The sequence below is a fragment of the Aliirhizobium sp. YIM B11859 genome (genome assembly GCF_057163345.1).
The window spans coordinates 737,658-757,509 of sequence record NZ_JBXHAY010000002.1; the positions used below are offsets into that span (position 1 = coordinate 737,658).

A 19,852-nucleotide genomic window follows, 5' to 3' on the forward strand; every position below is an offset into this window, starting at 1 on the left:
CGCTCAAACACAAATCACGGCAATAGAACCCTCTGATCAAAATATCCATCCAATCGAAAAATCAGAAAATTATTCGGATATGCGTAATTAAGTAATATTTACTGCAATGGATCACAGGATTCTCATTATTCTCTCTATTGGCAGGTTTATGATGATGAGATGCAGGGACGCATAGATGATGGCCAGGTAACTTGTTTCCCCACCTACCTGCGCAAGAAACGATACCAGAGAAAAACAGGGCGGTCGTGAAACCCCGGCACCTCGGTTTGCAAGGATCCCGAGCAAGGCGCGCACGAGCCGCCAGCATCCGTTCGAAACCTCATGAGCGTCGGGTTATCCTCCGACTGACCGTCGTCACAGACCTGCGGCCCGGATACCGGCTTTACCGGCCCGCAACTCGAGTTCGGATCTCTTCTTCGCTCAACGCTTTCAGCGGATCAGCGCGGAGAATCGCTCTTTACCCGACACTCTCAGGACGGGCAAAGCTGACCTGAGATTTCATCTTGAGAAAGCGCGCTTCGACTACCGGGGAACCGAACTCAGCTCACTCGTTTCGGTGCCGATCGTCATGGCGTTACCACGCCAGTCGAAGGAGCCGCTCAGCCAGCTTCTGGCCCAGACCATGGGCAGCATCACATCCCGCACCAGCATGGCCGGCAGCGTCCAGAATGAAAAGCGCCAGTTCTTGGTCCAAATCAAAGCGAGTTCCGGCAGATAGATGGCGGCCGCGACCGCGAATGCGACCGCCGTAAAGGACATTTCCGTCGTCGACATTGCTGCAGCCGCAAGCGCAAGACCAAGTGGCGGTGCGCAACCGAGCAGAATTTCCGGGGCAAAGTAGGCGGGGAAAGTAACCCGGCGCAGGCGAGCCCAACGCGCCTGCCGCGACCAGATCTGGCCGAGCTCACGCCTGCCGAGCGGCTGCTCGAAGGGGGATGCCACGAGATGGACCTTGCGGCCAAGACGGCGGACAAGCTTGGTCGCGGCCGCATCCTCGGCAATTTCGGCGCCGAGTGCGGCAATCCCGCCCTCGGCATCCAGCATCGGCTTCAACCACAACATGCTTTTGCCCTGGGCAAAACCGAGGCCGATGGCCTCGCCGGCATATTGCCAGCGCGCCTGCTGGGAATTCAGGAAGGCGCATTCGACTTCAGCCCAGAAGCCATCCGGGCGAGAGCCGAGCGGTGTCGAGCAGACAAGGCCGGTATTCTTGCGCCGGGCAATCATGAGATGGGCAATGTAATCGCTCGGCATCAGGACGTTGGAATCGGCCAAGATCACCCAGTCATTGGCCGCGGCGCGCCAGCCCTTGATGCAGTTGTTGAGCTTGGGATTGGCGCTGACACGATCATCGCCAACGAGCAGGCTTGCCGTTACGCCGGGGTGGCAGGCCATTGCCTGTTCGATTGCCGGGATAACGGGATCCTTGGCGTCAGCCACGCAGAAGATCAGTTCATAATGCGGCCAATCCAGAGTAAATGCGCGCTCCAGTGTCAGACTGGTAAAGTTTTCAATGCCGCATACCGGAATAACGACCGAAACCGGCGGCTTCTCGGCCGGTTCCGGCGCCCGTGCACCATTGCGCGCGAGACGTCCCATCGCGATGCCGATGCTCACCCCGTTGGCGACGATAAGAGCCCCGGCAGCGGCGGCGAGGAAAAGCGACATCGGCAGTCTCCGTTGAGCCCGGCATAGTCAGCTTTGGCAACCGCCTGCGACGGCGCAGCTCGTAGGGCTTGGCGCAGGAGGACATCACGCAGAGATGTCAGACGCATGACAGGCCATCGGACAGCTCATGCGAGCCCAACGCCGTCCACCGCTTTATGCTCCGGCCAGCCGCCAGACTTCATCTGCGATTGCCAGGGACGAGGTCAGTCCCGGCGATTCGATACCGTAGAGCGCGACGTAGCCCTGATGCCCGGTTGTCTCCGGCCCCTGGATGATGAAGTCTCCGCCGCCACCGCCATCCGGCCCGACGGTTTTCGGCCTGACGCCGGCATAGGCCGGCTGAAGGGCAGCGTCCTTCAGATGCGGCCAATATTTGCGAATGGCGGCATAGAATTTTTCCGAACGGGCCTGATCGACGTCGTAGTTCGGCGTGTCTACCCACTCGACATCCGGGCCAAAACGCGCCTGACCGGCAAGATCGAGCGTCAGGTGGGTGCCGAGGCCGCCCGGCTCGGGGACCGGGTAGATCAGTCGCGTGGCCGGCGCCCTGCCGACAAGCGTGAAATAGTTACCCTTGGCATAGGAGCGATGCGGGATCGTTGCGGGATCGAGCCCCTGCAGGTTTTCGGATACCGACCAGGCTTCGAGGCCGGCCGAGTTGACAACCAGCCGGGCTGTCGCATCGAAGGGATCGCCCCCTCCGACGGAGAGCTGCAGGCCAGTGGCCGTGAATGCACCCGATAGAACAGGCGAATTAACGACAACAGTGCCGCCATGGAGTTCAATATCGGCAATATAGGCGTCCATCAGGCCGTGGCTGTCGATAATGCCGGTCGAGGGCGAAACGAGCGCTGCATGGCCTGCAATCTGCGGCTCCAGTGCATGGAGTTGCTTGGCGTCGATCAGATAACAATCGTCCACGCCATTGGCCACGGCCTGTTTCAGCAGCTTTTCGAGATAGGCGACCTCTGCCGGATTGGAGGCGATCACGAGCTTGCCGCATTGCCGGTGCGGGACGTGGCGCTCGCGGCAATAGGCGTAAAGCGCCTCCTTGCCCCTGACGCAGAGTTGCGCCTTGTGGCTGCCGGTCGCGTAATAGAGGCCCGCATGGATGACCTCGCTATTGCGCGAGGACGTGATGCTGCCGGTCAGCGGCTCGCTTTCGAGGACGACGACTTCACGGCCGGCAATCGCCAGCCGGCGGGCAATCGCCAGGCCCACCACACCGCCACCGATCACGACGCAATCGAGGTCGAGAATTTCCCCCATGCAAGTTCCCCCACCCTGTTCTCGGGCTTTCGCGATGATGCGATTGATGCAGGACTACATTCCTCAAACAGCTTCGTTTTGAAATCAAGCGGCAACTAATTGTCCAAGGGCAGCAGGCTGCTAATCACTTTCTCCATCGCGACATGATCGGGCCGTTCGTCTTGCCTCGCCGGAGATGCCTATTCGGCGATATCTCGAAGTGGAAAACCGGGTTTAGCGAAAGATTCAGGTCTTTGGTGCAAGGTCGGTCCATGGGTGATGGTGGCCCCGCGTCTTGAGTTCGCATGATCGGCCGCCCTATGGGGAAGGCCTGTTCTATGACCGAAAAGCTCAAAGCTGCCGTGCGCGAATTCGTTGCCGAGAACTTTCTGTTCCGCGCCGATGCCGAACTGGATGACGACCAGTCGCTTCTGGAAAGCGGCGTGATCGATTCCACCGGGGTGCTCGAAGTCATCGCATTTCTGGAGCAGACATTCGGCATCTCGATCGCCGACGAAGATATCGTTCCGGAAAACCTCGACAGCATCAACAACATGACGCGGTATCTGGCGGGCAAGCTGCCGGCCGCAGCGGCCTGACCGGCCCGGAGGCCGCGCCGTGCGTATCGAGGATCATCTTCGCCACAATGCCGGCCGGTTCGGATCGAAGACGGCACTGATCGCGGGCGAAGCCAGCCTCAGCTACGCGGAACTGGATCAGCTGTCGGATCGACTGGCGATCGGCCTGATCGCGCAAGGGGTCGGCGAAGGCGACCGGATCCTGATGATTTCGGAAAATTCCGCCGAAGCGGTCGTCGCATTTTTTGCCGCCTGGAAGGTGGGTGCCGTGCCTTGCCCGCTCCATGCGTCCATCAAGCCGGACAAGCTGCGTACCGTCATCGACAGTACGGCGCCTTTAATGGTCATGGCACAGGCGCGGTTCACGCCGGTGGTCGAGGCGAGCTTAACCGGCGCAAATTACGTGCCCGCGAAGATCCTGTTCGGCGGATCGCCAGCGACAAGCGCGGATGGCTGGCTTGCCTACGAAGAGATGATGAGCCACGCCTGCGAAGCATTGTCGCTGCGTTTGCAGAGTGACGAGGCACTCGCACTGTTGATCCACACATCAGGCTCGACGGGTGTGCCGAAGGGCGTGATGCACAGCCATGCCAGTCTGCTTTTCGCCTGCAGCTCGGTCATCGACTATCTGGAAAATACCGCAGACGACGTGGTGCTCAGCGTGCTGCCCATCTCCTTCGGTTATGGCATTACCCAGATCCTGACGATGATGATGGTCGGTGGCACCCTGGTGCTGGACAAAAGCTTTGCCTTCCCGCGCAGGACGTTGCAGCGGCTGGCCGAGATGAAGGCGACCGGTTTTCCACTCGTACCACCGATGGCGGCACTGATTGCCGGCATGCAGGATCTTCAGCCCGGCTTCCTGCCGGATATGCGCTACATCACCAGCGCGGCGGCTGCAATGCCACCCTCCCTCACTACGCGACTGCTTACACTGCTTCCAGATTCCCGGCTGTTTCTGATGTATGGCCAGACGGAATGCATTCGCGCCACCTATCTGCCGCCTGATGAAGCCGCCCGCCGCCCGCTTTCGGTCGGCCGGGCCATCGGTGGCACACTTGCCTTCGTGATCGACAGCGGGGGGCGCACCGTTCCACCCGGAGAAATAGGCGAACTGGTGGTCGAAGGACCTCATGTGATGCGTGGGTACTGGGGCGACCCGTTGACCTCAGCAGCTGCGCTGTTTCCGGCCACTGGCGGGCGCCGCTTGCATACCGGCGACCTGTTCAAGGCCGACGACGAGGGTTTTCTCTATTTCGTCAGCCGGCGCGATGATATCATCAAGACACGCGGAGAGAAGGTCAGCCCGCAGGAAGTCGAGCGGGTACTCTATGCCCTCACCGGCATTCGCGAGGCGGCCGTGGCAGGGATTGACGATCCGGTGTTCGGCCAGATGATCCGTGCCTATGTGGCTTTGGAACCGGGTGCCGCGCTTTCCGAAAAAGACATCCTGCGCCACTGCGCAGCGAGGCTCGAAGACTACATGGTGCCGAAAAGCGTCGAGTTTCGCGATGCCTTGCCGAAAACAAGCACCGGCAAGATACGGCTGAATGCCGAGATCTCCACCCCTTCCCCGTTTGCCCCCGAAATCGAGGACAATGTTGCATGACCCACGCCCGCACCCCGTCAGAGAAACATGCCGTTTTTTCCGCAAAGGACCTTGTGCTCGATGCCGAGGCGGAAATCGAGCGGATCTGCGACTGGTTGCGCGCCACGGTGCTGAAGGACCTGCGCAAGCGCGGCGCCGTGCTTGGCCTTTCCGGCGGGATCGATTCCAGCGTCACGGCAGCACTTTGCGCCCGCGCGCTCGGCAAGGCCAAAGTTACCGGCGTCTTCATGCCCGAGCATGACAGCGATCCCGACAGCCTGCGGCTCGGCACGGCGCTGGCGGAAGCGGTGGGCATCGAGACCGTGCTAGAGGATATAGGACCTTCGCTCGCCGCCCAGGGCTGCTATCTGCGCCGCGACGGCTTCATCCGCCAGGTCGTGCCGGATTTTTCCGAAGGTTGGGGCTGCAAGGTGGTGCTGGAAAATGCGCTGACCGGACGCGGCTACAATATTTCCTGGCTGGTCGTTGCCAATCCCGACGGTGAGCAGAGCCGTCACCGCATGCCGCTCGACGTCTATCTCGGGATGATCGCTGCCGCCAACATGAAGCAGCGGACACGCAAGCAGATCGAGTATTACCATGCCGACCGGCTGAACTTGGCGGTTGCGGGTACGCCGAACCGGCTGGAATACGATCAGGGCTTTTTCGTCAAGAACGGCGACGGGGCCGCCGATTTCAAGCCGATTGCACATCTCTACAAGACCCAGGTCTATCAGCTGGCAGAGGCGCTCGGCGTGCCGGAAGAGATCCGCCGACGACCGCCGACGACCGATACGTGGTCGTTGCCGCAGGGGCAGGATGAATATTACTTCTCGCTACCCTATGACCGGATGGACCTCTGCCTTTATGCGCTGGACAACAACATCTCGCGTGAGGAAACAGCGGCTGCCGCAGATCTCACGCCGGATCAGGTGGATGCAGTGTGGCGCAATATCGCCTCGAAGCGGAAGGTAGCAGACTATCTGCATGCCCAACCTATGACGATGCTCGGCTGAGAACACTCGAGGAATTCAGTCGAAATCGTCGCCGATCAGGCGCGTCCAGTTTTCACCGGCCAGGCCGCTGATCAGCCCCTGGCCGGACCTGATCGGCTCCAGCAGGCTTTTGTCCTTGGCATGGGCGACGAAAAAGGCGCGGCCGTAAAACAACGTCTTGCGGCTGATGAGTTCGGGCGTCAGCCAGGGATGGCCGGCGCCACGGATTGCGACACAGCCGGCAGCATCCGCATGCGCAAACAGGTCGTCGACCAATTCGCCGGCAACAGCCGGTGCACAGAGTGCCTGCAACAGCCAGCCGATACCGCCCGGGCGACCGTAATAGACGTAACAGCCCGCCAGTTCGCCACTTCTTGATTCAGCGATACGCCAGGAAGGCTTGCCGAACTGACGCTTGGCCTGCGCCTGATCCATGAACCATTCAAGCGAGGCGCGATCCCATTGCGGGCGCATGGGAAACAATTCCGCAAGTTTCAGCATCGCATCAGCGAAATCGTCCCGCGACGCATCCCAGAAATTCACCCGTCCAGCCCCTTGGATCGGCGGCGCGCGGAAGGACTTCAGGCCGGCGCGCTCGATCACGCCGTCGCCGAGTGAGGCCACGGGGCGCAGGAACCGAGCCGCCTTCAGTCCGCGTTCGGCGATCTGAACCGCGGTGCCGGCCGGGCGAAGTATGCGCAGCCAGTTGAGACTGTAAGCAATATCGAGCGGCAAAGCGAGTTTTTGCCACATGCCGAGCGCGAGGGCATTTGCGGTCTCGGTCAGCGATATATCCTGCGGCCCAGAGAGAAAAGAGCGCAAAAGGCGTGCACCGGCCAGCGGATTTTGCTCGTGCCGATCAACCATCATCGAACCGGCAAAAGCGGCGCGGAGAGGGCGTCCATCGATCTCAAGGCGAGATGGGAAAACGCCGATGAAACCTTCTATCGTGCCCACGGTGCCAACGAAGACCTTGGAGCGAATTTCCTCGTCATACCAAGGGTGATCGAAGAGCGTTTCGCGGAGATAGTGGATCATCGAGGGCCGCACGGGTTCGGATCGACGAAAGGTCTTCTGGAAAAGTGCAGCGACAGAGGGAAGATCCTCCCGCTCCAGATTGCGCACTCCACCTGCCACGTTCTGCACCATCAAACACGCCCCACCGGCTCAAAACGCCGCGTCGGAACCGTGCCAGAAGAGGCTTAATCAAACGAAAAGAGGCCCCGATCGGGGCCTCCGCCAGTCTTTCCGGTTCGGACTACATCCAATAAGGCGGGACGCCGTAATAGTCGTAGATCGTCCTGTCCTTACCTCGATAAAAGCTGTCGTCATCGAGATCATGATATTTCGGCGCACCGGTGATCTGGTCCTTGGTCATATCGATCCGGTAGCCGTCGAGTTGGTCATCGTAACGCAGCTTTTCCCAAGGCAACGGGTAATAGTCGTCGCCGATTCCAAGAAAGCCGCCGAAGCTCAGGACAGCATAACCTACCCGGCCACCGCGCTTTTCCAGAAGAATGCGCTCGATGGAGCCGATCCGCTTGCCGTCCGCGCCATAGACTGCGGTACCTTCGACCTTGTCGCTGGCGATCAGCGACGATGTCTCTTTCACATAGGGATCCTGCCCTGCACGCGGTTCCTGATGCAACATAATGCACCTCCTTCGCTTGTTATTCATGTCACACAAATAGAACTCGTTAAATTCGATATCGTTCCACTTTTGCCGCTGTCTGGAGGCCAAACCGCGACAATTGACGCTTACGTTAATGTAAGATAGCTGTTCGAGAATGGGGCGGTCTTTCCGTTCTCATGCGAATAGCCTAATGTAGGTCATGGAAAAGTGGAGGACTTTTCCGTGACCTTGCGATACTGCAACGAGCATGGAGGATGCTCTCATGAACGAACAGGCGGCGAGAGCCCCGACCAATCCGCACAAGATCTGGTTCGCATCCTACCCGCCCGGCGTGCCGGAAGAACTGCCGCCCATGGCGCATCGTTCGCTGGGGGATCTGTTTGAAGACAGTTGCTCGCGTTATGCCGACCGCCCGGCCTTTACCAGCATGGGCAAGACGCTGACATTCCGGCAACTGGAAGCGGCGAGTGACCACGTCACCGCCTGGCTGCTGGACAAAGGCTTGACGAAGGGCGACCGTGTTGCGGTGATGCTGCCGAACATCCTGCAGAACCCGGTGATCGTTTACGGCATCCTTCGTGCCGGACTGGTGGTGGTCAATGTCAACCCGCTCTACACGCCGCGCGAGCTCGAATACCAGCTGAAGGATTCCGGCGCCAAGGCGCTTTTCATTCTCGAGAATTTCGCAGCAACGGCACAGAAGGTGCTGCCAGCCACGGACGTGAAGCATGTGGTCGTTGCGACGATGGGCGACATGCTGGGCATCAAGGGCCATATCGTCAATCTGGTCGTCCGCAAAATAAAGAAACTGGTGCCGGCATGGTCCCTGCCGGGACATACGAGCTTCACGGCAATGCTCTCAGATGGCGCCGGCAAGAGGGCCAAGGCACGGACGCCGTTCGATGTCGGACCTCACGATATTGCCTTCCTGCAATATACCGGCGGCACGACCGGCATTTCCAAAGGCGCCATGCTGACCCATGCGAACCTGCTCGCCAACAAGGAGCAGATGGGGACGTGGCTGGAGACGGCGTTCCTGACAAAACCGCGCCCGCACCAGCTGCAGTTTCTCTGCGCGCTGCCGCTCTACCATATCTTCGCGCTGACGGTGAATTCGCTGATGGGGGTTGCGACCGGCAGCCACAATCTGCTGATCGCCAATCCGCGCGACATTCCCGCCTTCGTCAAGGAAGTGCAGAAACACCCGGTTCATATCTTTCCGGGGCTGAACACGCTTTTCAATGCGCTGATGAACAATGCCGACTTCCAGAAGCTCGATCATTCATCTCTGATGCTTGTATTCGGCGGCGGCATGTCGGTCCAACGTCCTGTGGCCGAGCGTTGGCTGGCGATGACCGGTTGCCCGATCACGGAGGGTTACGGCCTGTCCGAAACCTCGCCGGTTGCGACCGCCAACAGGCTCGACACCAAGGAGTTTTCAGGAATGATCGGTCTGCCGATCTCTTCGACCGAGGTCTCCATCCGTGACGACGATGGCCATGAGGTCGATCTGGGCGATGTCGGGGAAATCTGCATCCGCGGCCCGCAGGTCATGGCCGGCTACTGGAACCGCCCCGACGAAACCGCAAGGGCAATGACCTCCGACGGTTTCTTCCGCACCGGCGACATGGGCTATATGGACGCCCGCGGTTACACCAAGATCGTCGATCGCAAGAAGGACATGATCCTGGTTTCGGGCTTCAACGTCTATCCGAACGAGGTCGAGGAAGTGGCCGTCATGCATCCCGGCATTCTCGAATGTGCGGCGATCGGCGTTGCCGATGCGCATTCCGGTGAGGCCGTGAAGCTGTTCGTAGTCAAGAAGAATCCGAGCCTGACGGAGGCGGATGTCAAAGCCCATTGTGCGGCCAACCTGACCAATTACAAACGGCCACGTTTCGTCGAATTTCTTGATCAGCTGCCGAAATCCAATGTCGGGAAAATATTGCGGCGCGAACTGCGGTGACGCGGGCCTGATCGGCGCGGCGTTGCATCATGGCGACAGGTGGCGACCAAGCGCGATACTATCTGTGCGAGAAGCGGGTTTAGCGGTGGACGCCACCGGCTGGCTCCGTTAGCGCTTCTGACGGAGCCGGGGAAAGCTGTTGGAGTTCGCTTGCAAGACCGTGCCGGATTTTCGTTTCGCCTGATTGCTGTCGTTATCATGCTCGCCGCGCTTTCGAGCTGCGCCGGAAGGCCAGAGGGTGTGCTGATCCCAAGTAAACTTGCCGACGCCAAGGGCGCGACCAAGGTCGACGTTCTGGTGGCAACGACACGACGACCGAGCAACGTGCCCGGCATCCTGTTTTCCGGCGAACGCGGGCCGGAGCCTTCTGTTACGGAAATCTCGGTCTCCATCCCGCCTGACGCCAACCGCAAGATCGGTCAGGTGCAGTGGCCGAAAAGGCTTCCGGCCGATCCAGCCAAGGATTTCGCCACGCTCTCGGTGACGCCGATGAAGACGAGCGATGCGCGGACATGGCTGCACCGCAACCTGACGAAGAGCCGGCGGGTGATGGTTTTCGTCCACGGCTTCAACAACCGCTACGAGGACGCCGTTTATCGGTTTGCCCAGATCGCTCATGATTCCAAAGCGGATGTGGCGCCGGTCCTGTTCACCTGGCCGTCGCGCGGCAGCATCTTTGCCTATAATTACGACAAAGAAAGCACCAACTATTCGCGAGACGCGCTGGAAAACATGCTGAGGCGGCTCTCCACCGACCCGAGTGTTGGCGAAGTGACGATCATGGCCCACTCGATGGGATCGTGGCTGACCGTCGAGGCGCTTCGGCAGATGGCGATCCGCGACGGGCGCGTGGCGCCGAAGATTACCAATGTCATCCTCGCCTCCCCCGATCTCGATGTTGATGTGTTCGGCCGCCAGTTTGCCGAACTTGGCCCCAAACATCCGCATTTCACCCTGTTCGTGTCGCAGGACGACCGGGCACTCAGCCTGTCTCGGCGGATTTCGGGCAATATCGATCGCCTGGGCCAGGTTGACCCGACCGTGGAACCCTATCGCAGCGAATTCGAGAAGGCGGGCATCGTCGTCCTCGATCTCACCAAGCTTCGCGGCGGCGACAGCCTCAACCATGGTAAATTCGCCGAAAGCCCGGAAGTGGTGAAGCTGATAGGGAACCGGCTGATCGACGGGCAGACCGTGACCGACAGCGATGTCGGCATCGGCGAGCGGCTGGGAGCCGTCGCACTCGGCACGGCACAGACGGTCGGCGGCGCGGCAAGCGTCGCGGTCAGCGCCCCGATCGCGGTGTTCGATCCGACGACACGGCGCAATTACAACGAACAGGTCGGCCGGTTCGGCCAGGCGCTCGGCAATACGGTGGAGACTGCGACAGGACAATAGGGCGAACAATTGTTTTGCCAGTCACGCAAAAGACGCATGATCGCCGCTTGATTTGGACAAGAAAGCGAATACGTTCCCGTACATCATTCTGCAGAATGCGAGGAAATCATGCAGACCATCGTCAAAGAGCTCAAGGCCACCGCAGACGCTACCAAGGCGACGGACATCCGTGCCGCTTTCGCCAAGGATACCAGCCGCTTCGAAAAATTCAGCGCCCGCCTCGACGACCTCACCATGGACTATTCGAAGACCGCAGTGAACGAGGAGATCGTCGCGCTCTTTGAAAAGCTGGCCGAGGCCGGCGGCGTGGCGAAAAAGCGCGAGGAAATGTTCTCCGGCGTTGCCATCAACTTTACCGAGGACCGAGCCGTGCTGCATACGGCGCTGCGCAACCGGTCGAACACGCCGGTTCTCGTCGACGGCCGCGACGTGATGCCGGATGTGAATGCCGTGCTCGCCGCAATGGGCAAATTTTCCGATGGCATCCGCTCGGGTACGCTCAAGGGCGCGACCGGCAAGAAGATCACCGATGTCGTCAATATCGGCATCGGCGGCTCCGATCTCGGACCCGTCATGGCGACGCTGGCGTTGGCGCCTTTCCATGACGGGCCACGCGCGCATTTCGTCTCCAATGTCGACGGCGCCCATATCGCCGACACGCTGAAGCTGCTGGATGCGGAGACGACGCTGTTCATCATCGCGTCGAAGACGTTCACGACGATCGAGACGATGACCAATGCCGCCTCGGCACGCAGGTTCATCGCCGACGCGCTGGGCGACGCGGCGGTGAAACACCATTTCTGCGCCGTCTCGACCGCGCTCGACAAGGTCGCCGCCTTCGGCATCGATACCGACCGCGTGTTCGGCTTCTGGGACTGGGTCGGCGGCCGTTATTCTATCTGGTCGGCGATCGGCTTGCCGCTGATGATCGCCGTCGGACCAGAGAATTTCGGTTATTTCCTCGACGGCGCGCATGCGATGGACAACCATTTCCGTACCGCACCGGTGCGTGAAAACCTGCCGATGCTGCTCGGCCTGATCGGCTTCTACCATCGCAACGTGCTGGATTATCCGACCCGCGCTATCCTGCCATACGACCAGCGGCTCCTACGCTTCCCGGCCTATCTGCAGCAACTCGACATGGAATCGAACGGCAAGGGTGTGACGATCGACGGCACGCCAGTCGAGGGCAATTCCGGTCCTGTCGTCTGGGGCGAGCCCGGCACCAACGGCCAGCACGCCTTTTACCAGCTGATCCACCAGGGCACGAGCATCATCCCGGCCGAATTCATGATCGCGGCGAACGGTTTCGAACCCGAGCTTCGGCACCAGCATGATCTTCTGATCGCCAATTGCCTGGCGCAGTCGGAAGCATTGATGAAGGGCCGCACCTTCGAGGAAGCCAAGGCGCAGCTCACCTCAAAGGGCATGGAGGACAAAAAGGCCGACTTCATCGCGCCGCATCGGGTCTTCACCGGCAATCGCCCGTCGATCACCTTCGTGCATGACAAGCTGACGCCGTTCGCCTTCGGCCGGCTCGTAGCGCTTTACGAGCACCGCGTCTTCGTCGAGGGCGTGCTGTTCCGCATCAATTCCTTCGACCAGTGGGGCGTCGAGCTCGGCAAGGAACTGGCAACCGGCCTGCTCCCGGTCGTCGAAGGCAAGGAAAGCGCGGCGAGCCACGACAGCTCTACCCAGGGTCTGGTGAAGACGCTGGCCGGACTGAAGAAATAAATTTGAGGGGGCTTCGGCCTCCCCTATTTCACCTGGAGGGCGATCGCGCCCTTCATCCGCCTGCCGGCACCTTCTCCCCGTAAACGGGGCGAAGGACCAAGCGTTGCGAGTTCTCCGTCCCTCTCATGCCTATCGCGTGGCACGTCCCCTCGCCCCGGTTACGGGGAGAGGGCTAGGGTGAGGGGCAATTTTTCGGAAAACCGGCTCTTACAGCCCGATCTCATACGCAAACGGCGGATTTGCGCCGGCCCGCGAGACCGTGACGGCTGCGGCCTTGGCGCCGAGAGCCAAAGCCGTGGCGATCTGGTCCTCGGTAAGGTTTGCCACCTGCGCCTTGGTGAGCAGGTTCTGCATCTTCAACGAGGCCAGGATGCCAGCATCGAATGTGTCGCCGGCGCCGACCGTATCGACCACCGTCACCTTCTCGCTCGGCACCGTGACCTTGTGGCTCGCGGTATAACCAACAGCGCCATCCGCGCCGCGGGTGACGACGACGAGCTTTGCGCCATGATGCAACCAGTGGCGGGCGAGCGTATCTTCGTCGCCCTCCAGCCCGAACCAGGCCAGGTCCTCATCGGAGAATTTGACGATATCGGACATGGCCGCCATGCGACGGATGCGGGCGAGATGGGACGCCTTGTCCTTGATGAAGCCGGGGCGGATGTTCGGATCAAGCGAGATGACACGCTTTTCATGTTCGCGGACCATCAGCGCCTCGTAGGTAGAGCCGCAAGGTTCGGGGATGAGGCTGATCGCACCGAAATGCAGTGCTTCACACTCGTCGCCAAGCGCCGGTAGATCGGCCTCGGTAATCATCCGGCCAGCCGTGCCCTCGTCGTAGAAGGCATAGGTCGCGTGGCCGTCCACCAGCTTGACGAAGGCGATGGTCGAAGGCCGCGACGCCATGGCGCAATAGCTGAAATCGACATGGCTCTGGCGCAGCGTGTCGCGCAGGATGTCGCCCATCATGTCATCGGCCAAGCCGGTGAAAAAGGCGGCTGGGGCGCCAAGGCGTCCCAGCGCAATCGCGGTGTTGAAGACGGCGCCACCGGCATAGGGAGCAAAGCCCGGTTCGCCGAGTGTCGTCTCACGCGGAAGCATGTCAATCAGGGCTTCGCCGCAGCACAGGATCATCGATTTCCTCCCGAAATCATTGTTTCGCTCATCGATACCTGAGCTTTTATATCAATGCTAGAGCGAAAGCTCAGTGATGCCACCATGACGGCCGGACCACGCGAGCGGCGCGTCGAGGAAGGATTCTACTTCCGACAGGGTGTTCTCATCGAACAGCTTTTGCTCTCGGGCAACGGCCAGAACGTTGCGCCAGGTGGCAATATGATGGAGCTGGACCTTGCCATTGGCGAAACGTTCGGCGACCTGCGGATACATGTCGTAGAAGAACAGGCCAAGGCCATGTTCGACGACGCCGCCAGCAGCGCGGATGGCATCGATGAAGGTGAACATGCCGCCACCGACGGTGACCAGATCCTCGATGACCAGAACACGTGCGCCTTCCGGCAGATGACCTTCGATCTGAGCTGCGCGGCCATGGCCCTTCGGCTTCTTGCGGACATAGATCATCGGCAGGCCGAGACGCTCGGAGAGGAAGGCGGCGAAGGGAATGCCGGCGGTCTCGCCGCCTGCGATGCAATCGAATTTTTCAAAACCCGCTTCGCGCATGACGGTCGCGGCCGCGAAGTCCATGATCGTCGAGCGGATGCGCGGATAGGAAATCAGCTTGCGGCAATCGATATAGACCGGGCTCATCATGCCGGAGGAGAGCTTGTAGGGCTTGTCGGCGCTGAAATGTACCGCTCCGATTTCCCAAAGCATCTTGGCCATCAGTTCGGCCATTACGTTCCGGTCGATAAATGTGGTCTGGATCATGCGCCCGCTCCTTGCCTGAATTGCTTTTTCTCACCGCAAGCCCGTATGCAGAACCGCTCTCGCGCCTTTGCCGGACATTGCTCAGAACCACGCGCCGCAATAGCAGCATGGTGAAGCCTTAGCCAGAAAAACAGCGGCGGTTCCCGAAGTTTTCAGGCGGGTCAAGCGGTCGTGCGATTGTCGGAAGCCGGAGGGGTGGGAATGGACCGGAGATAGGATGCAAGTTCGACACGATCGCGCCCCGCATTCTTGGCGTCGTAGAGTGCAGCGTCGGCGAGGTTCAGCACCGTCTCGAAAGGCTGTCCTTCGGGGCGCCCGACGGCGACGCCGCCGCTGACGGTGCAGCGAAGGACCTCGCCAGCGATGACGATGTCGCGTGCCGCGAAGCGTTTCCTGACCTCGTTGGCAATCCGCTCGGCCCGGCCGGGCATGACTTCGGTGACGATCATGGCGAATTCCTCACCGCCGAGCCTTGCGGCGCTGGCGGTCGGGGTCATCTCCGCCATCAGGTCACTCGCAAAGATCCGCAGAACCTCGTCACCGGCGGAATGGCCATAACGATCGTTGATCGTCTTGAAGCGGTCGATGTCGAAGACGATCACGGCGGTAGACGCGTTGAAGCTGCGACCGCCGAAACGATCGAAAAGGGCACGACGGTTCAAAAGCTCGGTCAGGGCATCGGTCATCGCTTCGTGCCGGTGGAGAGCCGCCATGCGCCACTGATGCAGAGCAAGCGACAACGCACCGATGCCCGTCATGCCGGCAATGCAGACGCCGATATTGAGATTTTCCGCCCAGTTCTCCGGAGCATGGCCGAGGCTCAAATTGCCGTCGGCGATCAGTACGCCAGCGCAAAGCGCAAACGAGAAACCGCTGATGACATAGAGGACGACCATGCCGCCAAGCGGGCCTGGAGCCTCCCGTCGCGCCGACCAATATTGAAAGCCGGTTCCCACCAGGAGGACCGAAGTCAGGACATTCATCATGATGATGCCAAGACCATCGAGACCGGTCAGGATCAAGGGTAGGCCGAAGGCCATGCTGACCAGCGACAGGTAAGCCGCCAATGTCCACGGCCGCGTTCCCGTGCGGAACTGGACGGATGCCGCATAGATCATCGAGAAGCCACACATCAGCAAGGCATAGGCGACCGCAGCGGGACCGAGGCCGGATTCAGCCGTGTAGGAACTGTAGGCAATGATGCCTGCGACGACGAGGCAAAGGGAAACAACGAGGGTCAGGAGAAAGGAGTCGGCCCGGCGCGAATACCAAGTACCGAACAATGTAACCATCAGACATGCGGCCGAAACGCCGAGCGCAAGCAGAAGAGATTGATAATCGAGCATCATGCCTGAATTCTCTTCGAAGATTTATTTAGTATGTGGGCGAAAGCTAAAGCCGGAATCTCTCCAAAGAGTTACCGCCGCTCTACGCAACTTTAATAATTATCGGCAAGTCGCAAACAACTTAAAACTTCAACCCGCAACATTCCAGAATATCTGAAAACCGGGATCGAAAACTGTGATCAGGCCTTCTGTCGTGTCGCGCTTGGACGGGAAGGCCACCGGGCTTTCCTGCCTTTCAAGCGTCATCGTCTCTTCGTTTGGCGCAAGGCCATACCATGCAGGGCCATTGAGCGATGCAAAGGCTTCCAGCTTGTCAAGCGCACCATCGTCTTCAAACACATGCGCAAGGCAGCTCATCGTGTTGAGCGATGTGTAAATGCCGGCGCAGCCGCAGGCGCATTCCTTGAGCGGATCGAGATGCGGCGCGGAATCGGTGCCGAGGAAGAAACGACTGTCACCGGAGGTCGCCGCGGCCCGCAGAGCAAGACGGTGGCTCTCGCGCTTGGCGACCGGCAGGCAATAATAATGCGGCCGGATGCCGCCGACGAGGATGTCGTTGCGGTTGATGATCAGGTGATGGGTGGTGATCGAGCCCGCAAGATTGGCTGTTGCCGACTTGATATAGTCGATGCCGTCCGCCGTCGTCACATGCTCCATGGTGATTTTCAATTCCGGCAGGCGCTTGCGCAGCGGCTCAAGCACGGTCTCGATGAACACCGCCTCGCGGTCGAAAATATCGACTTCGGGCGTGGTGACCTCACCGTGCACGCAGAGCGGCAGGCCGATCTTCGCCATCCGTTCGAGAACAGGCATGGCCTTGTCCATGTCCCGGACGCCGCCGTGGGAATTGGTCGTGGCACCGGCGGGATAAAGCTTGACCGCCGTAATCAGGCCGCTCTTCTTGCCTTCCTCGACATCATCCGGGTTCGTATGCTCCGTAAGATAGAGGGTCATCAGCGGCTCGAACGTATGTCCGGCCGGCAGGGCTGCCATGATCCGGGAGCGGTATGCCGCGGCGTCCGACGTGGTGACAACCGGCGGCACGAGGTTCGGCATGATGATCGCGCGGGCGAAATGAGCACTCGTATCGGCTATCACCGCTTGCAGGACCGCGCCGTCACGCAGATGCAGGTGCCAATCGTCCGGGCGGCGAATCGTGAGCGTTTTCATCGAGCTGTTCCGTTGAGATTTTTTCTTCGCTTAACATCAAAGCATGTCGGAAGACAATCTCGGTGTCGGTCTCTCGGCCCACGCGGCAACATCGGAACGTCCTATAACGTATGGCTGACCCGCACTATCGTTCACGACATCGTGCAGGTTGCAAAGTCGCCAAAAGGCACTTCATCGAAAAGATGACGGAACAAGCGACGCGATGCGGCGTTCTTCAAGCAATCTGAAATTGATTTGAGTCGGAGCACACCATGAGTCCCCGGGCCATGAAAGTCAACAAGGGTTTGGCGATTACCACAGGTGCAGCAGTCGCGCTTCTCGCGCTGACAGTTTCACCGGACGCCGCGGAACGTAACAACCTGATTCTGGCATCGGTGCAGCAGAACGACTGTGACCGTCTTGCAGGCAGCCCTTACGACCAACAGCGGAACGGCGAATTTGCTCCCGTCAACATCGCCGATATCGGCAATGGTGCGGTCGAAGCATGTCGGCTGGCCTTCGACACAACGGGAAATCCGCGTTTCGCCTATCAGCTGGGCCGTGCGCTGAACGGTGCCGACGAACCCGACCAGGCAATGAACGCCTACGACACAGCCGTGAAGGACGGTTATGCTGCAGCAATGGTCAATTACGGCATGCTGATGGGCCGCCTCGGCGACGACAAGACCGAGTTCAAATATTACCAGCAGGCGGCCGATAGCGGCAATGTTCTGGCCGCCTACAATCTCGGCGTCGCCTATCGCGACGGGCTCGGCATCAAGCCGGATGTCAGCAAGGCACTCGACTGGTTCGGCAAGGCTGCTGCCGCAGGCGACGACACGGCTGCTTTCAATATCGGCGCCATTTACGACGAGGGTCATCTTGTGACCGCAGACGACCAGACGGCAATCGCCTGGTACGATCTTGCCGCCCAACGCGGCAACAAGGATGCGATGATCAACCTCGGCATCATGTACGAAACGGGCGAAGGTGTCGCTGCCAATGCCCAGAAGGCGGCGGAGATGTACCGTCTGGCAGCGGAAAAAGGCGACATGTTTGGCGCCTATAAATATATGCAGTTCCAGGAACTCGGCATTGTTCCCGCACCTTCGCAGGAGGGTGTGGAAGGCGTAAGCTCGCTGGTGCTCAAGCAGGGCGACGTCGAGAAGCCTGCCAATGCCGGCAGCGAGATCTGATCAGACCCCGCTGTCGGAATTGCTGGCCCTCAGATATCTCCTGCAGAAGGTCCCCAGACGTCTGTCATGGCAAAACCGTCCGCAAGCGGATCAAAGGGGTCGAGCGCGACCTGATGCAAGCCGAAGGTAAATCCGCGACCGGCGATGGTCGGGACGATTGCCGGCCTTCCGGCGACCTCCGTCTCGGCAGAAAGCCCCACTTCGAACTGGGTTCCGATGATCGAGCGCGACAGGAACATGTCCCCGACCTTTACCTTGCCGCGCGCATGGAGCGTGGCAAGGTTTGCCGAATTGCCCGTGCCGCAGGGCGAGCGATCGGCCCTGCCCGGCCACATGGTGGTGCAGGTGCGTACAGTGCCATCAGCTTCCGTATCGCGGAACATGATATAGGCGACGCCTGAGATCGCCGGAATTTCCGGGTGAGCCACCGGGATCTGCCGGTTGACCAGATCCTTCAAGACCATGCCAGCCTGCACGAGTGCCGCTGCATTTTTCTTGTCGATGGTGAGCCCGATCTGCGCCACGTCGACAAGTCCATAAAAGATGCCGCCGTAGGAAATATCGAGCGTGATCTCTCCCCATTCCGGCGTCTGCAGTTTCACATCCAGTTCATGGACGAACGACGGCACCATGGTGAGCTTCACCTTTTCACAGCGACCGTCGCGGCAGGTGGCAACAGCCCTGACGAGACCGGCAGCGGTTTCGAGCGTGACGACCGTTTCCGGTTCCTTCATCTCGACGATGCCAGCCTCCAGAAGTGCCGTCGTGGCGCAGATGGAGTTCGATCCCGAACTCGCATGAGCCTGATCGGGCTGGAGAATGACGAAAGCAGCATCCGCATCCGGATGTTTCGGCGGCAGCAGGAGGTTGACGGAGCCGATGGGCGTGCCGCGCGGCTCAAGGCAGAGAAAGCGGCGCAGTTCCTGACCTTTGGGATCCGAGTTCAACCATGCCAGCTGCTCCGCCACACTGTTGCCCGGGATCTTCGGCACGCCACCGATGGCGACCCGGCCAATCTCACCCTCTGCATGGACATCCAGCAACTGGATCGTACGCTTCCATCTCATCTGTCCGAACTCCGCATGGATCGCGCCGCCGCAGGCGAACGCGACAAATCTTACTCACAGCTCCGATCTGGATAGCGCAAGCAACACGCCATGCCTATCGGTGACGTGCGGAATAATGAAAGGGAATTTTCCGGGCAACAATACGAAGCACAAAGGCGCCATCATCAGGCGCCCAAGGACATATCGTTCACATGTTCACGAAGAGAAAAGAAATGGCGCACCCGAAGAGATTCGAACTCCTGACCCCCAGATTCGTAGTCTGGTGCTCTATCCAGCTGAGCTACGGGTGCGTCTGCAGCGGAGTGTTCCGCTTGCGTGGCGATCCTCTAAAGGCTGCCGCAAAAGATTGCAAGCGGTTTTCCGGAAATTAATGTCATTTTGCCGTCACGAATAATTCAA

16 protein-coding genes and 1 tRNA gene are annotated in these 19,852 nt (G+C 60.0%); 7 read left to right on the forward strand and 10 right to left on the reverse strand.

From position 1 onward, the window contains the following. Window positions 1-522: 522 nt before the first annotated feature. Both AC2GXZ_RS09775 and AC2GXZ_RS09780 read right to left on the reverse strand, forming a co-directional pair. Window positions 523-1,668: a ceramide glucosyltransferase gene (locus AC2GXZ_RS09775; RefSeq protein WP_483758955.1), complete on the reverse strand. Its 1,146-nt coding sequence runs from the start codon at window positions 1,666-1,668 to the stop codon at window positions 523-525. Between the two features lie 153 nt (window positions 1,669-1,821). Next, window positions 1,822-2,937, reverse strand: a complete 1,116-nt coding sequence (locus AC2GXZ_RS09780; protein WP_483758956.1) for an NAD(P)/FAD-dependent oxidoreductase — start codon at window positions 2,935-2,937, stop codon at window positions 1,822-1,824. A gap of 317 nt (window positions 2,938-3,254) precedes the next feature. Here AC2GXZ_RS09780 and AC2GXZ_RS09785 point away from each other — a divergent pair, with 317 nt between their 5' ends. Genes AC2GXZ_RS09785 through nadE form a run of 3 tightly spaced genes read left to right on the forward strand, consistent with a single transcriptional unit; the run spans window position 3,255 to window position 6,098 of the window. Beyond that, entirely contained in the window at window positions 3,255-3,515 is a 261-nt protein-coding gene (locus AC2GXZ_RS09785) for an acyl carrier protein (protein ID WP_483758957.1), read from the forward strand. A gap of 19 nt (window positions 3,516-3,534) precedes the next feature. Further along, window positions 3,535-5,103 carry a class I adenylate-forming enzyme family protein gene (locus AC2GXZ_RS09790; protein ID WP_483758958.1) on the forward strand — a complete coding sequence of 523 codons (1,569 nt, stop codon included), beginning with the start codon at window positions 3,535-3,537 and terminating at the stop codon, window positions 5,101-5,103. Next, window positions 5,100-6,098, forward strand: a complete 999-nt coding sequence (gene nadE, locus AC2GXZ_RS09795) for an NAD(+) synthase (RefSeq protein WP_483758959.1) — start codon at window positions 5,100-5,102, stop codon at window positions 6,096-6,098. Before AC2GXZ_RS09790 ends, nadE begins: the two co-directional genes overlap by 4 nt. A gap of 15 nt (window positions 6,099-6,113) precedes the next feature. Here the strand turns inward: nadE and AC2GXZ_RS09800 are convergent, their stop codons facing one another. Both AC2GXZ_RS09800 and AC2GXZ_RS09805 read right to left on the reverse strand, forming a co-directional pair. Then, entirely contained in the window at window positions 6,114-7,226 is a 1,113-nt protein-coding gene (locus tag AC2GXZ_RS09800; protein WP_483758960.1) for a hypothetical protein, read from the reverse strand. 109 nt (window positions 7,227-7,335) lie between these two features. Then, entirely contained in the window at window positions 7,336-7,728 is a 393-nt protein-coding gene (locus AC2GXZ_RS09805) for a PRC-barrel domain-containing protein (protein ID WP_483758961.1), read from the reverse strand. Window positions 7,729-7,972: 244 nt separating this feature from the next. Here AC2GXZ_RS09805 and AC2GXZ_RS09810 point away from each other — a divergent pair, with 244 nt between their 5' ends. The 3 genes from AC2GXZ_RS09810 to pgi all read left to right on the forward strand — a co-directional run bounded on the left by AC2GXZ_RS09810 (window position 7,973) and on the right by pgi (window position 12,808). Further along, window positions 7,973-9,676: a long-chain-fatty-acid--CoA ligase gene (locus AC2GXZ_RS09810; protein ID WP_483758962.1), complete on the forward strand. Its 1,704-nt coding sequence runs from the start codon at window positions 7,973-7,975 to the stop codon at window positions 9,674-9,676. A gap of 198 nt (window positions 9,677-9,874) precedes the next feature. Further along, entirely contained in the window at window positions 9,875-11,074 is a 1,200-nt protein-coding gene (locus tag AC2GXZ_RS09815) for an alpha/beta hydrolase (protein ID WP_483759397.1), read from the forward strand. Between the two features lie 108 nt (window positions 11,075-11,182). Then, window positions 11,183-12,808 carry a glucose-6-phosphate isomerase gene (gene pgi / locus AC2GXZ_RS09820; protein WP_483758963.1) on the forward strand — a complete coding sequence of 542 codons (1,626 nt, stop codon included), beginning with the start codon at window positions 11,183-11,185 and terminating at the stop codon, window positions 12,806-12,808. A 207-nt stretch (window positions 12,809-13,015) separates the two neighbouring features. Here the strand turns inward: pgi and AC2GXZ_RS09825 are convergent, their stop codons facing one another. From AC2GXZ_RS09825 to pyrC, 4 genes are all read right to left on the reverse strand, one after another. Continuing rightward, a complete protein-coding gene (locus tag AC2GXZ_RS09825) occupies window positions 13,016-13,942 on the reverse strand; it encodes a carbohydrate kinase family protein (RefSeq protein WP_483758964.1) in 927 nt (308 codons plus the stop codon). A gap of 57 nt (window positions 13,943-13,999) precedes the next feature. Continuing rightward, window positions 14,000-14,695 carry an orotate phosphoribosyltransferase gene (locus AC2GXZ_RS09830; protein ID WP_483758965.1) on the reverse strand — a complete coding sequence of 232 codons (696 nt, stop codon included), beginning with the start codon at window positions 14,693-14,695 and terminating at the stop codon, window positions 14,000-14,002. 161 nt (window positions 14,696-14,856) lie between these two features. Continuing rightward, window positions 14,857-16,044: a GGDEF domain-containing protein gene (locus AC2GXZ_RS09835; protein WP_483758966.1), complete on the reverse strand. Its 1,188-nt coding sequence runs from the start codon at window positions 16,042-16,044 to the stop codon at window positions 14,857-14,859. A 126-nt stretch (window positions 16,045-16,170) separates the two neighbouring features. Further along, the gene (gene pyrC, locus AC2GXZ_RS09840) at window positions 16,171-17,211 is read right to left on the reverse strand and encodes a dihydroorotase (RefSeq protein WP_483758967.1); all 1,041 of its coding nucleotides are present in this window, start codon (window positions 17,209-17,211) and stop codon (window positions 16,171-16,173) included. A gap of 251 nt (window positions 17,212-17,462) precedes the next feature. Here pyrC and AC2GXZ_RS09845 point away from each other — a divergent pair, with 251 nt between their 5' ends. Then, on the forward strand, window positions 17,463-18,386 hold the full coding sequence (locus tag AC2GXZ_RS09845; RefSeq protein WP_483758968.1) for a tetratricopeptide repeat protein: 924 nt from the start codon (window positions 17,463-17,465) through the stop codon (window positions 18,384-18,386). A 29-nt stretch (window positions 18,387-18,415) separates the two neighbouring features. Here AC2GXZ_RS09845 and AC2GXZ_RS09850 read toward each other — a convergent pair whose 3' ends face one another. Next, window positions 18,416-19,453 carry a 4-hydroxyproline epimerase gene (locus AC2GXZ_RS09850; RefSeq protein WP_483758969.1) on the reverse strand — a complete coding sequence of 346 codons (1,038 nt, stop codon included), beginning with the start codon at window positions 19,451-19,453 and terminating at the stop codon, window positions 18,416-18,418. A 213-nt stretch (window positions 19,454-19,666) separates the two neighbouring features. Beyond that, window positions 19,667-19,743 (reverse strand) — tRNA-Arg (locus AC2GXZ_RS09855). Between the last annotated feature and the right edge of the window lie 109 nt (window positions 19,744-19,852).

Excerpts from the sequence above, each read along its gene's own strand:
- AC2GXZ_RS09775 (WP_483758955.1), bottom strand. The coding sequence starts at position 1,668 with ATGTCGCTTTTCCTCGCCGCCGCTGCCGGGGCTCTTATCGTCGCCAAC.
- AC2GXZ_RS09780 (WP_483758956.1), bottom strand. The coding sequence starts at position 2,937 with ATGGGGGAAATTCTCGACCTCGATTGCGTCGTGATCGGTGGCGGTGTG.
- AC2GXZ_RS09785 (WP_483758957.1), top strand. The coding sequence starts at position 3,255 with ATGACCGAAAAGCTCAAAGCTGCCGTGCGCGAATTCGTTGCCGAGAAC.
- nadE (WP_483758959.1), top strand. The coding sequence starts at position 5,100 with ATGACCCACGCCCGCACCCCGTCAGAGAAACATGCCGTTTTTTCCGCA.
- AC2GXZ_RS09800 (WP_483758960.1), bottom strand. The coding sequence starts at position 7,226 with ATGGTGCAGAACGTGGCAGGTGGAGTGCGCAATCTGGAGCGGGAGGAT.
- AC2GXZ_RS09805 (WP_483758961.1), bottom strand. The coding sequence starts at position 7,728 with ATGTTGCATCAGGAACCGCGTGCAGGGCAGGATCCCTATGTGAAAGAG.
- AC2GXZ_RS09810 (WP_483758962.1), top strand. The coding sequence starts at position 7,973 with ATGAACGAACAGGCGGCGAGAGCCCCGACCAATCCGCACAAGATCTGG.
- AC2GXZ_RS09815 (WP_483759397.1), top strand. The coding sequence starts at position 9,875 with ATGCTCGCCGCGCTTTCGAGCTGCGCCGGAAGGCCAGAGGGTGTGCTG.
- pgi (WP_483758963.1), top strand. The coding sequence starts at position 11,183 with ATGCAGACCATCGTCAAAGAGCTCAAGGCCACCGCAGACGCTACCAAG.
- AC2GXZ_RS09825 (WP_483758964.1), bottom strand. The coding sequence starts at position 13,942 with ATGATCCTGTGCTGCGGCGAAGCCCTGATTGACATGCTTCCGCGTGAG.
- AC2GXZ_RS09830 (WP_483758965.1), bottom strand. The coding sequence starts at position 14,695 with ATGATCCAGACCACATTTATCGACCGGAACGTAATGGCCGAACTGATG.
- AC2GXZ_RS09835 (WP_483758966.1), bottom strand. The coding sequence starts at position 16,044 with ATGATGCTCGATTATCAATCTCTTCTGCTTGCGCTCGGCGTTTCGGCC.
- pyrC (WP_483758967.1), bottom strand. The coding sequence starts at position 17,211 with ATGAAAACGCTCACGATTCGCCGCCCGGACGATTGGCACCTGCATCTG.
- AC2GXZ_RS09845 (WP_483758968.1), top strand. The coding sequence starts at position 17,463 with ATGAGTCCCCGGGCCATGAAAGTCAACAAGGGTTTGGCGATTACCACA.
- AC2GXZ_RS09850 (WP_483758969.1), bottom strand. The coding sequence starts at position 19,453 with ATGAGATGGAAGCGTACGATCCAGTTGCTGGATGTCCATGCAGAGGGT.